This is a genomic window from Serinicoccus sp. JS2-9, from assembly GCF_059025165.1.
Window position 1 is genome coordinate 2,037,036 of sequence record NZ_CM180091.1, and the last position, 13,051, is coordinate 2,050,086.

Consider the following 13,051-nt stretch of genomic DNA (forward strand, 5'->3'; position numbering starts at 1 on the left):
TCAGCGGCCCTGGTTCAGTCCGCTGCCGCCGTCGAGATCCAGCTGGCCGCCGGCGAGCCGGGCGTCCGTGCGGCGGGCACGGTCGAGGTAGGTCCGCGACTTCTCCACCTCGCCCTCCAGCACGCCGATGGTCTGCGACATGCCGTCCAGCGCCTGCACGCGGAACTCGTCGATCGCGTCCATGGTCGCGTAGATGTTGGTGAAGGCCGCCTGCAGCTGGTCCAGCCCCAGGGTCGAGGAGGCGGCCTGCTCCTGGATCGCGACGGAGTTGTCGCGCAGCAGCTCGCTGGTGCTCTGGATCATCTGGGAAGTGGTCTGGTTGAGCGCGGTGATCTGGTCGAGCACCAGCTTCTGGTTGTTGAGCGCCTGCGCGACGAGGACGGCGGTGCGCAGCGCCGACACGGTCGTGGTGGAGGCGCGGTCGACGCCCTTGATGAGCTCGATGTTGTTCTTCATCACGATGTCGATGGCCAGGTAGTTCTGGATCGACACGGCGAGCTGGGTGAGCAGGTCCTGGTGCTTCTGCCGGACGTAGAACAGGACGTCCTCCCGGAGCGCCTTGGCGCGCTCGGGGTCGCTGCTGTCCATCTCGGCGATGGTGGCGGCGACCTTGGCGTCCAGCTGCTCGGCGATGTAGACGTACTGGTTGAGTCGGCCCATGGAGTCCCAGAGCTGCTGCTTCTCCATGTTCAGCGCCGCGTTGTCCTTGGACAGCTCGTCCTGGCCGCTGCGCAGGGCGTGCAGGATCGCGTCGAGGTGCTTCTCGGCGGACTCGTACTTCTGGAAGTACTTCGTCAGCCGGTCGGAGAAGGGCAGTCGCTCGAACCACTTCTTGACGCCGGTCGCCTGCGCCGGGTCGAGGTCCTCGACGGTATGCCGCAGCTCGGTCAGCGTCTGCGCGACCTTCGACTCCTTGGAGACGCCGCCCTGCTGGATGGCGCGGACCGGCGACTTGAGCAGCCGGTTGGACGTCTCGGCGGCGGCGCGGATGTCGGCGTCGCCCATGGTGCGGACGTCCGCGGCACGCTGCGCGAACTCCGGGCTCTTGGTCTCGGTCTGGGTCAGGCCCTGCAGGAACGTGTCGACCTTGGCATCCAGCGCGGGCATCGCCTCGGGGTCGACCTGGGGCGCCATCTTCGGCGCCGAGGTCTCGGCCACCGGCTCGGTGGCGGCCGGGGCGGTGAGCACCAACGGCTCTGCCGTGGGCTCCGGGGCGGCGAGCGGCTGCGGCTGGTCGGTCATCGTCTCTCCTCGAGGGCGCTGGGCGCGGGTCTGTCGTCGGCACCGGCCACGTCCCCCTGCAGGTCGTGCGGCACGCGAAGCCACGGTGTGACGCGCCCATTGTGTCGTGGGTTCCAGCCTCGCACATGGGGGCTACCTCCCGGCGTGGCATCTGTCACCCACCGGGCGTCGCGAAAGGTTGCTGTCGACCCCACCGGGCGTCGCGAAAGGTTGCTGCCGACCCGACCGGGCGTCGCGAGTGGTTGCTGCCGACCCGGCCGGGCGTCGCGAGTGGTTGCTCAGCTGGTCCGGATCGTGAGCGAGACGGTCACGGAGTCGCCGAGCTCGATGCGACCGGCCTGCCGCACCGCGTCCTTGAGCGGCACGTAGAAGGAGCCTTTCTGCGGCCAGAGCCAGGTCGTGAACGCCGTCTGGCCGACGCGTCCGGTCACCGGCACCATGCCCCAGCCGTAGGTCACCGCGCGCATCACCTGGGTCAGCCAGACGGACTCCTCCTCAGGCACGACGAGGAAGTGGAAGGGCGCCGGGCCGCGCCATTCGATCACCTCGCCGGTGAAGCGCAGGTCGACCGGACGCTCGTCGGCCTCGTCCCGCGCGTCCGGCTCGTGCGTGAGGTCGCCGTCGAGCCTGCCCTCCGGGGTATGCGCACCGCCGGCAGGTCGTCGTCGTCCCACTCGAAATCCGGCCGGGTGCGGTGGTCCGTCATGAGCGGCAGGCTAGCGCCGGCGCGGGACAGATGGTGTCCGCGCCAGGACGCCCAGGTGAAGACCCGTCGGTGGGGGAGGGCAGGTCGAGGACGCTAAGCCCCACGCTCGGAGGGTGGCCTCACGCTTGGAGGGTGGCCCCACGGTGAGGCGAGGCCCCCACTGCTGCGACCGTAGGGCGACCCAGGACGTGTGGGGGTCGCCACGAACCGTGGGGCGGGCCAGGAACTCATGGGGCCGCCCGCCCGGGAAGTGTGGGGCTATCCGACAACCGTGGGGCCACCCCACCCCGTTGCTCAGGCCCGAGGGTCGACCCTGACCGACGCCGGCAGGTCGAACCACCGCAGCGCCTCGACGTCCTCGCTGAGTCCCGGGTGCTCGCCAGCCCCAGGGCCCTCAGCACCCTCGACAGCACCAGACGCACCCCCGGCGCCACCTGACTCCACGTCATACCGTGCGACGCCTGCACCACCAGCACCAGCGTCACCATCACCAGCCTCACGCCCGGCACCTGCTGCGGCGAGGATCTGCCGCGCCTGGTCCAGGTGCTGCGCCAGCAACTCCTCCCCACCCGTCGGCCCGGGCTCCGGCAGGGTCACCGACCCGTCCGCGCCGAAGGCGATGTCGGGCAGCCGCACCGGGGGCTCGACGACCCCGTCACGGTGCCGCCACAGACCGGTGTCGGGGTCGAAGCCGTAGTCGTCGAGCAACCGCCAGCCGTCGCGGGCCACCATCCGCACGGCCTCGATGACGTAGTCGGCCACCGCATCGGAGATGAAGTAGTTGAAGTTGACCCGCACCCACCCCGGCTTGATCCCCTCGCAGCCGCCGCTGATCTCCCGCTCGAAGGCGTGCGAGCGCTCCAGGTCGATGCCGAGCAGCCGGTGGCCGTAGGGCCCGGCGCACGAGCACCCGCCGCGCGCCTGGATCCCGAAGAGGTCGTTGAGCACGGCGACGACGAAGTTGTGGTGCAGGTAGGACCGGTCCCGCCCGCGCACCACGAAGGACAAGATGGACAGGCGCTCGGCGTCGAGGTTGCCGAGGATCTCCAGCCCGGGTTCGGCCTGCCAGGCCGCCACCGCCCGCCGCAGGAACTCGTCCTCCCGCGCGCGGATCGTGTCCACCCCCACCGCCTCCTTGAGCCGGAAGACGAGCCCGGCCCGCACCGCCTCCACGATGGCGGGCGTGCCGCCCTCCTCACGCTGCGCCGGGTCGGCGAGGTAGGAATGCTCGGCCGGGTTGACGTAGGCCACGGTCCCGCCGCCGGGCACGTCGGGCACGCGGTTGGTGAAGAGCTCTCGTCGCGCCGCCAGCACCCCGGGCGTCGAGGGGCCGCCGATAAACTTGTGCGGGGAGAGGAAGACCGCGTCCTTGTATGCCGTGGGCCGGCCCGGAGGGTTCATCTCGACGTCCACGTAGGGTCCGGCGGCGGCGAAGTCCCAGAAGGCCAGCGCCCCGTGCTCGTGCAGGAGCTCGGTGATCGCGTGCGTGTCCGAGATGATGCCCGTGACGTTGGACGCGGCGGAGAACGACCCGATGACGAGGGGACGGTCGGCATACCGCTCGAGCTGGGACCGCAGGTCCTCGACGCAGACGTGTCCGTCGGCGTTCATCGCCACCTCGACGACGTCGGCGATGCTCTCCCGCCACGGGATCTCGTTGCTGTGGTGCTCGAAGGGGCCGATGAGCACGACCGGGCGCTGCTTCGCCGGGATGTGTCGGGACAGCTGGTGCGCGTCCTCGAGCGCCGAGGGGATGCGCAGGCCCAGGACACCGACGACCTTGGCGATGGCTCCGGTGCACCCCGAGCCGGTGAAGATGACGACGGTGTCGTCGTCACCGCCGACCGCGTGGTGGATCGCGGCGCGGGCGTCCTCGCGCAGCCGGGTGGTCTGCAGCCCGGTGCCGCTGGACTCGGTATGCGTGTTGGCGTAGCTCGGCAGCACGACGTCACGGATCGCGTCCTCGATGAAGGTGAGGGCGCGTCCGGACGCGGTGTAGTCGGCATACGTGACGCGGCGCCGTCCGTAAGGGGTGGTCATGACGTGGTCCTCGCCGATGACCGACTCCCGGATGCGGCGCAGGAGCGGGTGGTCGCCCGCGCTGCGGCCCGGTGCAGCGGAGGGCTGGCTTGACGTCTGCGTCATGCATCCCAGCGTGGCGGATCAGTCGCCGGGGCACAACGGGCTCATGGCCGCGTGATGCATAACGGCGCGCAATACCCCCAGGTCAGAGACCGCCCAGGCAGTGCCGGCGGCGCGGCGCCGGCCCTCAGCGATCGTCTCCTGGGGGTCGGAACGTGAGTCCCCGGACACGTGGCCGCTCGGTGCCCGGCGCGGGAGGGATCACGTCGCTGCCCCGGTGGTGGGTTGTCGCCCCCGGCCCCGGCCCGGTGGACGACGACTCCTCGCGTCGGCGCGACACCAGCCCGACGCCGATGAGGGCGACTCCGGCGGCGGCGCCCCCGCCGAACCACCACGCTGCCACCTCGTGCGCGGGATGCGGCTCGACCGATCCGGTCGTCAGCGCCAGGTAGGCATCGTCAGGAGTGCAGTCGACCGTCGTGGACCCGATCCACGGGGGCACGTCATAGCGTCCGATGCGACGCAACTCCTCTTCCCGGAGGCTCAGCACCGGGCCAGGCTCCAGGTCGCCGCGCAGGGTGCCTCCGGCGTCGTCGGTGACGGTGCAGCTGACGTCGAGATCGAGATCCGCCCCCGAGCCGGAGACTTGCCAGACGAGCAGCTCGCCGTCCGAGGACGGGCCGACGGTCGTCCCCTCGGCCTCGACCTCGACCGCCGAGGCCAGGGCCCGGGATGGACTCGTGGCCGCGGTCGTCGCGGCCACGGAGACCGGCAGGCAGGCCGCGACCAGCACCACCCCCAGCCGGACCCATCTCATCCTGCGACCCTACTCGGAATAGGGTGACGGGGCCGGGAGGTTTCATGTCGTGGGTGGCCCGCGCCACCGGCATACCCGCAGGAGGGATCCGTGGAAGGCACCGTGACGAAGGAGCGCACCGCGATGCGTCTGGACGACGCGAGCCGGCGCGCCGGGCTGCAACGGATGCGGATGGTCGCGACGGGCCTGCTGGTGCTCATGGCGGTGATCTACGTCCTCACCCACGACAGGGACGGGTTCTGGGGCTATGTCAACGCCGGCTCCGAGGCAGGCATGATCGGGGCGATCGCCGACTGGTTCGCGGTGACGGCGCTCTTCCGGCACCCGCTGGGCCTGCCGATCCCGCACACCGCTCTCGTGCCGCGCCGCAAGGACGACCTCGGCACCAGCCTGGAGCAGTTCGTCACCGACAACTTCCTCACGCCGGCGGTGCTGCGGGAGAAGATCCTCGACGCCCAGGTCGTACGGCGCCTCGGGGAGTGGCTGGTCGAGCCCGAGCACGCCGAGCGCGTGGTGTCGGAGGCGGCACCCTTCCTGCGACGGGCGGTCGAGCGGCTCGACGAGGAGGAGATCCGGGCCTTCGTCGACGACGTCATCCTGCCGCGGGTGCGGAGCGAGCCGCTCTCGCCGGTGGCAGGACACCTGCTGCAGAAGGTCGTCGAGGACGGCTCCCACCACGGGCTGGTCGACCTCGTGGCCCGCGAGCTGCACGCCTGGCTCGCCCTGCACCAGGATGAGGTGGAGTCGATCGTCCGGTCCCGTGCCCCCGTCTGGGCACCTACCTGGGTCAACGACCAGGTGACCCGTCGCGTCTACACCGAGGTGCTGCGGTGGGCCCGTGACGTCAAGGACGACCCGGACCACACCGTGCGGCACGCCGTCGACTCCTACCTCGCGGACCTCGGCCGGGACCTGCAGGAGGACGAACGCACCCGGGCGCGCTTCGAGACGCTCAAGGAACGGATGCTGGACCACCCACAGGTCAGTGCTACCGGTGTCGCGCTCGGGGAGACGTTGCGCACCTCGGTGCTCGACGCCCTCGACGACCCGCAGGGTCCGCTACGCACCCGCATGGCGGACGGCCTCGAGACCCTGGGTCGCCAGCTCGTGCGGGACGAGCGGCTGCGGGCGCGCCTCGACGCGTGGACCGCGGACACGGTGGTCAGCCTCGTGGAGAGGTACGGCCCGGAGATCACGTCGGTCATCTCGGGCACGATCCAGCGTTGGGACGCCCGGGAGGCGTCGGAGAAGATCGAGCTGCACGTCGGGCGGGACCTGCAGTTCATCCGGCTCAACGGCACCATCGTCGGCGCGCTCGTCGGGCTGGTCATCCACGCGGTCTCGCAGCTGCTCTGAGCCGTCACCGGCGCCGGGCGGCAACCACGCGCGACGCTTGGTGGGGTGCTGAACAACCATTTGCGACGCTTGGTGGGGTGCGGGGCAACCCTTCCCGAAGCCCGGTGGGGCGCAGAGCAACCACGCGCGACGCCCGGTGGAGAAGGGGTTGTGGATAACTTCTGCGCGGCGGGAGCGATGCTTGGCAGGCTCGGGGCATGAGCTTCGAAGACCTACCTTCTAACTGGCCGATCCGGCCGCTGCGCGATCCCGAGCTGGGCGCCGACGTCGTCGATCTCGTCGTCCGCGACGCCGACCGAGCCGAGGGGGCGATCGCCTTCCTGCTGTGCCGGGCCGACGGCACCCTGGCCCAGCCTCTCGTCGTCGGGGACCTCGAGGGGGAGGACCCGGCCCAGGTCGTGATCCACATGATGACGGTGCTGGCGCACCTTCCCGACACCACCGGATTCGTCCTGGCGCTCGCCCGGCCCCACGGCCTGGTCTCGGACGCCGATCGGCGGCTGCACCAGCTGACCTTGGAGCTGTGCGACGAGCACGGGCTGGTGCTCGTCGGCACCTACCTCGCCACGCACGCCGGCGTCACCCACCTCCCGGTGGCGGGCGGGCTGCAGGTGCGGCACGGGGCCGCCTGACGCACGGGCGATATTCGGTGGGCCCCGCTGGTTACAGTGGAAGGCGTGCCCGAGCCAGACCGACGTCGCGGGCGACCGCGCCGTCAGGGCGCCTCCGGTCGCCGCCGCGAGCACCCGCATACCACCCCGTCCAGCGAGCAGCGGGCGCGGGAGCCGAGGCAGCGCGACCCGCAGCGGCGTGCGCAGCAGCACCGCGCCCGCGAGGCCGCCGTCGCGGCCCGCCGGGCCGCCCTCCCGGCACCCGAGGCCCTGCACTACCCGCCGGAGCTGCCCGTCAGCGAGCGGCGGGCCGAGATCCGGGACGCGATCCGCGACCACCAGGTCGTGGTCGTAGCAGGGGAGACCGGCTCGGGCAAGACCACGCAGCTGCCGAAGATCTGCCTCGAGCTCGGCCGGGGCGTCGAGGGGATGATCGGGCACACCCAGCCTCGCCGGATCGCCGCCCGGTCGGTGGCCGAGCGGGTCAGCGAGGAGCTCGGGGTCGAGCTCGGCAGCCTCGTGGGCTATCAGGTGCGCTTCACCGACCGGTCCCGCCAGGACACCCTGCTCAAGGTCATGACCGACGGCATCCTGCTCTCCGAGCTGCAGCGCGACCGGCAGCTGCGCCGCTACGACACCCTCATCATCGACGAGGCGCACGAGCGCAGCCTCAACATCGACTTCATCCTCGGCTACCTCAGGCAGCTCCTGCCGCAGCGCCCCGACCTCAAGGTGATCATCACCTCGGCCACGATCGACGTGGATCGCTTCGCCGCGTTCTTCGCCGATGCCCAGGGCCGCCCCGCGCCGGTGGTCGAGGTCTCAGGACGTACCTACCCCGTCGAGATCCGTTACCGTCCGCTGACCCGGGAGGTCCCGGGCTCCGGATCGGACGGGGCCCCCACCGAGGTCGAGGTCGACCAGGTCACCGGCGTCGTCGAGGCCGTCGAGGAGCTGTGGACCGAGGCCTCCGGCCGGGACGGCAAGGGCGAGGACGTCCTGGTCTTCTGCTCCGGTGAGCGGGAGATCCGGGACGTCGTCGACGCGCTCGAGGGGCTGGACCTGCCGAGCACCGAGGTGCTGCCGCTCTACGGCCGGCTCTCCGCAGCCGAGCAGCACCGGGTCTTCGCCCGGCACGGAGGGCGGCGGATCGTCGTGTCCACCAACGTCGCCGAGACCTCGCTCACGGTGCCGGGGATCCGGTATGTCGTGGACACCGGCACCGCGCGCATCAGTCGCTACAGCCAGCGACTCAAGGTCCAGCGGCTGCCGATCGAGCCGATCAGCCAGGCGTCGGCCAACCAGCGGGCCGGCCGGTGCGGTCGCCTCGCCGACGGGATCGCGATCCGCCTCTACTCCGAGGAGGACTTCGAGGACCGCCCGGAGTTCACCGACCCCGAGATCCTGCGGACCAACCTGGCCAGCGTCATCCTCCAGATGACCAGTCTGGGGCTGGGCGACATCGAGAAGTTCGGCTTCCTGGAGCCGCCGGACTCCCGCCAGGTCGCAGACGGCGTCCGGCTGCTCACCGAGCTGCAGGCGATCGACCCGACCGCTCCCGCGCACCTGCCTCGCAAACGGCTGACCCCCTACGGTCGCGCCATCGTCGGCCTGCCCGTCGATCCCCGGCTGGCCCGCATGCTCATCGAGGCCGAGCGGCAGGGAGCCCTCAAGGAGGTGCTCGTCATCGTCGCGGCGCTGTCGATCCAGGACGTGCGCGAGCGGCCCGCCGACCACCAGCAGCAGGCCGACCAGGCGCACGCCCGCTTCCGGCGCGCCGGGGGTGTCGCATCGCAGGACGGCCAGGGCGACACGAACCGCGAGGGCGGCCAGGGCAGCAAGGGCGGCAAGGACGCCAAGGACGCCAAGGACGTCGTCGACAGCGACTTCCTCGTCGTCCTCAACCTGTGGCGCTACCTGCAGCAGCAGCAGAAGCAGCTCTCCAACAGCGCCTTCCGGCGCCGCTGCAAGGCCGAGTTCCTGCACTACCTGCGGGTCCGCGAGTGGCAGGACCTGCACACCCAGCTGCGGCGGGCGGTGAAGCAGCTCGGGATGGAGCTCAACCAGCACCCGGCGAACGCCACCCAGGTGCACGAGTCCCTCCTCACCGGGCTGCTTTCCAACGTGGGGATGTGGGAGCGCGAGGCCCGCGCCTACCTGGGTGCCCGCAACGCCCGCTTCGTGCTCCAGCCCGGCTCGGTCCTGCACCGCACCAACCCTGACTGGGTCATGAGCGCCGAGCTGGTCGAGACCACCCGCCTCTGGGCCCGCACCAACGCGGTCATCGACCCCGCCTGGGTGGAGCGTGCTGCGGCGCACCTGGTCAAGCGTTCCTACAGCGAGCCGCGCTGGTCCCGCTCGGCCGGCTCCGCGGTGGCGGACGAGCGGGTGACGCTCTACGGCATACCCCTCGTCGCGGGGCGCACCGTGCCACTCGCGCGCACCGACCCCGAGACCGCCCGCGACCTGTTCATCCGGCAGGGCCTGGTCGAGGAGGACTGGGAGACGCGCCACGAGTTCTTCCACGCCAACCGCCGGCTGGTGCGTGAGCTCGGTCAGCTCGAGGCCCGCGCCCGGCGCCGCGACATCCTCGTCGACGACGAGACGCTGGTGGAGTTCTACGACGCGCGCATCCCCGCGGAGGTGGTCTCCGGCGCGCACTTCGACACGTGGTGGAAGACCGCGCGTCGGCAGGACCCGCAGCTGCTCACCTTCACCGAGGAGCTGCTCGTCGGGGACGCGGGCGAGCACGTCAGCCAGGACGACTTCCCGACGCAGTGGCGTCAGGACGAGCTGACGTTCGGGTTGACCTACCAGTTCGAGCCGGGTGCCGACGCCGACGGCGTCACCGTGCACCTGCCGGTCGAGGTGCTCAACCAGATGAGCGGGGAGGGTCTGGACTGGCTCGTCCCCGGCATGCACGAGGAGCTGGTGACGGCGCTGGTCAAGGCGCTGCCCAAAGACCTGCGGCGCAACTTCGTCCCCGCCCCCGACCATGCGCGGGCGGCGCTGCGCGGTATGCAGGAGGCCGGCGTGGTGGGGACGGTGCCGGTGCGGGAGGCGGTCGCCGCGGAGCTCACTCGGCGGGGCCTGGCGCGGGTGAGGCCTGAGGACATGGCCTGGGAGCGCGTGCCGGACCACCTGCGGATGACCTTCCGCGTCGAGCGCGCGGTGCGGCCCTCGGGGCAGAAAGGACGCAACCGTCGGCGGGGCCGGGTGGAGGTGCTCGGCGAGGGCAAGGACCTCGCCGACCTGCAGGAGCAGCTCGCCGGTCAGGTGCGCACGACCATGGCGGCCGCCGCCTCTGGGGTCGAGCGCTCGGGGCTGACGGGGTGGCCGGCTGACCTCGACCCCCTGCCGGAGACCTTCAGCAGACAGGTCGGACCGCGGGAGGTGCAGGGCTACCCGGCGCTGGTCGACACCGGCGAGGCGGTGGACGTCCGGGTGCTCGCGACGCGCTCGGAGGCCGAGCGCGAGACCCGCCGGGGTGTGCGCCGGCTGCTGCTGCTCGGCACGACGCCGCCGTGGAAGCGGCTGCTCGCCCTGCTGTCCAACAGTCAGAAGCTCAGCCTCGGCCACAACCCGCACGGCTCGGTGCCCGCCCTGCTCGAGGACGCGCTGGCCGCGGCCGTCGACTCGGTCGTCGCCGAGCAGCCCGGCGCCACCGTGCGGACCCCGGAGCAGTTCGAGGCGGCGCTGGTCGGCGTGCGCCAGCAGACCGTGCCCCGGGTGCTGGAGATCGTCGAGTCGTTGGTGCCGATCCTCGACACGGCGCGCGAGGTGTCGCTGCGCCTGCAGCGGCTGGACGCCCCCGCCGCGGCGGACCTGGCGACCGATCTACGGCGGCAGCTGGATGCCTTGGTGAAGCCTGGCTTCGTGGCCGAGGTCGGCCACGCACGGCTGCCCCGGATGGTGGTCTGGCTGCGGGCGATGGCCGAACGTCTCGACAAGGGCGTGCAGGACCTGACCCGCGACCGCGAACGGATGGAGGACGTGCAGATCGTGCAGGAGGAGATCGACTCCTTCCTCGCCGGACTGCCGCCGCACCGCCGCCAGGACCCCGACGTCCTCGACATCGTCTGGTCCCTGCAGGAGCTCCGGGTCTCGCTCTTCGCACAGCGCCTGGGCACCCCGGCCCCGGTCTCGCCGAAGCGGATCTACGCCGCCATGGACCGCGCCGAGGCCGCCGGCTGACCGCACACCCCCGACTGGCCGCGCGATCTGTTGTGACTGGCCGCGCAATTTGTTGTGACTGGCCGCGCGATGTGTTGTGACTGGGCGCGCGGTGTGCTGTGACTGGCCGCGCGGTATGCGTCCGGTGCGTGCGGAACGTGCGTCCGGTGCGTGCCGAACGTGCGTCCGGTGCGTGTGGAACGTGCGTCCGGTGCGTGCCGAACGTGCGTCCGGTGTATGCAGTGCGTGCGGCTGGTCCGGATCTGGCAGAGTCGAGGTATGGCCTTCGAGACGCTGACCGCCCAGGTGCTGTCCGACGACCCCGAGCTCGCCGACTGGCGGGTCATGCTGGGGCGGCTGCACACGCGCTACCGCACTCCCGACTTCTCGGCGGGGGCGCGCTTCGTCTCGCGGATCGCCGAAGCCGCCGACGAGCTCGACCACCATCCCGACCTCGACCTGCGCTACCCGCACGTGACGATCTCCACGGTCAGCCACGACGTCGGCGAGCTCACCACACGGGATCGGGCCCTCGCGTCGGCGGTGAGCGCCATCGCGCGGGACTTGGAGCTGACGGCGGTCCCGGAGGAGGTCTCCGTGCTGGAGATCGCTCTGGATGTCATGGATGCGCCGTCGGTGGAGCCGTTCTGGGCCGCCGTGCTCGGTCACGACGAGACCGGTGAGCACCAGCTCGAGGATGGGGCCGGGCGCCTCGCGCCGATGTGGTTCCAGCAGATGGAGCAGGCACGCACCGAGCGAGGGCGCTTCCACCTCGACGTCAACGTCCCCCACGACCAGGCCGAGGCGCGGATCTCCGCGGCGCTCGCCGCCGGCGGGCGGCTGGTCACCGATGAGTTCGCTCCCTCCTGGTGGGTCCTCGCCGACGCCGAGGGCAACGAGGCCTGCGTCTGCACCCGGCAGGGCCGCGACGGATGAGGCTGCGGCGCTCCCAGGTGCTCGCGCTCGTGGCGGCGCTCATGGCGATCCTGACCTCGCTCGTCTTCGCCCTCACCACCAGCCTCGATCGGCTGTCCTTCCTCTGGTTGTGCGCCCTCATGGCCTGCCCACTCGTCGTCGCGGCACGACCCGTGCTGTCGGTGGCGATCACCGCGCTGATCGTGATGGTCGCCCTGGCCCTGCTGTCGATCGCCAGCGTGGGGTTCTTCTTCGTGCCGGCCGTGCTGTGCCTCGGGCTCGCGCTGTCCGTGGTGCGACGCGAGCAGCTGGATTTCGCCTGATGACTCGGGTGGGGCTGACCGGAGGCATCGGCTCCGGCAAGTCGACCGTCGCGGCCCGACTGGGGGTCCTCGGCGCGGTGGTGGTGGACGCCGACGCGGTGGCGCGCGAGGTCGTGGCTCCGGGCACCCCCGGTCTGGCCGAGATCGGGGCGCGTTTCGGACCGGACGTGATCGCGGCGGACGGGTCGCTGGACCGGGCGGGGTTGGCCGCCGTGGTCTTCGACGACGCTCAGGCGCGGCGCGACCTCGAGGCGATCACCCACCCGCGCATCCGGGCTCGCTCGGCCGAGCTCATGGCGTCCGCACCCCCGGGATCCGTGGTCGTGCACGACATCCCGCTACTCGTCGAGATGGGGCTGGCGCCCGACTACGACCTCGTAGTCGTGGTGGACGTGCCTGCTGCCGAACGCGTCCGTCGTCTCGTGGAGCTACGGGGAATGTCGGAGGAGGCCGCCCGTGCCAGGGTCGCGGCCCAGGCGACCGATGCCCAGCGGGCGAAGGTCGCCGACGTGCTGCTGGACAACTCGGGCACTCTCGCTGAACTGCACCGTGCGGTCGACCACCTCTGGGAGCAGTGGCTCCGCCCTGCCGCCCAGGGCACCTCCTGAGGGGGCCACCTCGCGACCCACTACACCTGCTGCTCGCGAACAACGGGCTGGTCGTCGACCAGCTTGAGGGGCAGATGCGTCAGCTGTCGCCCCGCTCCACCGCCGGCGAGATCCCGCCCGTGCTGCTGTGGTGGATGAAGGGCAGCATCGTCGCCTCGCACGTCGGCTGGTGGACCGCGGTGGTGGTCGGGATGGTGACGATGCTGCAGCGGCGCTGA

At 71.5% G+C, this 13,051-nt stretch carries 11 protein-coding genes; 7 read left to right on the top strand and 4 right to left on the bottom strand.

Features of this window, described 5'->3' with window-relative positions; all coding sequences use genetic code 11:
* The 4 genes from AC5PYY_RS09920 to AC5PYY_RS09935 all read right to left on the bottom strand — a co-directional run bounded on the left by AC5PYY_RS09920 (position 1) and on the right by AC5PYY_RS09935 (position 4,847).
* Positions 1-1,242, bottom strand: coding sequence for a toxic anion resistance protein (locus AC5PYY_RS09920; protein ID WP_493896652.1), 1,242 nt, complete (start codon positions 1,240-1,242; stop codon positions 1-3).
* A 278-nt stretch (positions 1,243-1,520) separates the two neighbouring features.
* Positions 1,521-1,916, bottom strand: a complete 396-nt coding sequence (locus AC5PYY_RS09925; RefSeq protein WP_493896653.1) for a DUF1905 domain-containing protein — start codon at positions 1,914-1,916, stop codon at positions 1,521-1,523.
* A gap of 326 nt (positions 1,917-2,242) precedes the next feature.
* Complete coding sequence (locus tag AC5PYY_RS09930; RefSeq protein ID WP_493896654.1) at positions 2,243-4,093, bottom strand: aminotransferase class V-fold PLP-dependent enzyme; 1,851 nt, start codon at positions 4,091-4,093, stop codon at positions 2,243-2,245.
* 124 nt (positions 4,094-4,217) lie between these two features.
* A complete protein-coding gene (locus AC5PYY_RS09935; RefSeq protein WP_493896655.1) occupies positions 4,218-4,847 on the bottom strand; it encodes a hypothetical protein in 630 nt (209 codons plus the stop codon).
* Positions 4,848-4,937: 90 nt separating this feature from the next.
* On the opposite strand from AC5PYY_RS09935, the gene AC5PYY_RS09940 reads away from it, so the two are divergent.
* The 7 genes from AC5PYY_RS09940 to AC5PYY_RS09970 all read left to right on the top strand — a co-directional run bounded on the left by AC5PYY_RS09940 (position 4,938) and on the right by AC5PYY_RS09970 (position 13,051).
* Entirely contained in the window at positions 4,938-6,203 is a 1,266-nt protein-coding gene (locus AC5PYY_RS09940) for a DUF445 domain-containing protein (protein ID WP_493896656.1), read from the top strand.
* Positions 6,204-6,400: 197 nt separating this feature from the next.
* Positions 6,401-6,835, top strand: a complete 435-nt coding sequence (locus tag AC5PYY_RS09945) for a hypothetical protein (protein WP_493896657.1) — start codon at positions 6,401-6,403, stop codon at positions 6,833-6,835.
* A 45-nt stretch (positions 6,836-6,880) separates the two neighbouring features.
* Positions 6,881-11,008: an ATP-dependent RNA helicase HrpA gene (gene hrpA / locus AC5PYY_RS09950; protein ID WP_493896658.1), complete on the top strand. Its 4,128-nt coding sequence runs from the start codon at positions 6,881-6,883 to the stop codon at positions 11,006-11,008.
* 258 nt (positions 11,009-11,266) lie between these two features.
* Positions 11,267-11,923: a 4a-hydroxytetrahydrobiopterin dehydratase gene (locus AC5PYY_RS09955; RefSeq protein ID WP_493896659.1), complete on the top strand. Its 657-nt coding sequence runs from the start codon at positions 11,267-11,269 to the stop codon at positions 11,921-11,923.
* Entirely contained in the window at positions 11,920-12,225 is a 306-nt protein-coding gene (locus tag AC5PYY_RS09960; protein ID WP_493896660.1) for a hypothetical protein, read from the top strand. The genes AC5PYY_RS09955 and AC5PYY_RS09960 overlap by 4 nt, the downstream gene beginning before the upstream one ends.
* Positions 12,225-12,833: a dephospho-CoA kinase gene (coaE, locus tag AC5PYY_RS09965; RefSeq protein WP_493896661.1), complete on the top strand. Its 609-nt coding sequence runs from the start codon at positions 12,225-12,227 to the stop codon at positions 12,831-12,833. Before AC5PYY_RS09960 ends, coaE begins: the two co-directional genes overlap by 1 nt.
* A gap of 74 nt (positions 12,834-12,907) precedes the next feature.
* Positions 12,908-13,051, top strand: coding sequence for a hypothetical protein (locus AC5PYY_RS09970; RefSeq protein ID WP_493896662.1), 144 nt, complete (start codon positions 12,908-12,910; stop codon positions 13,049-13,051).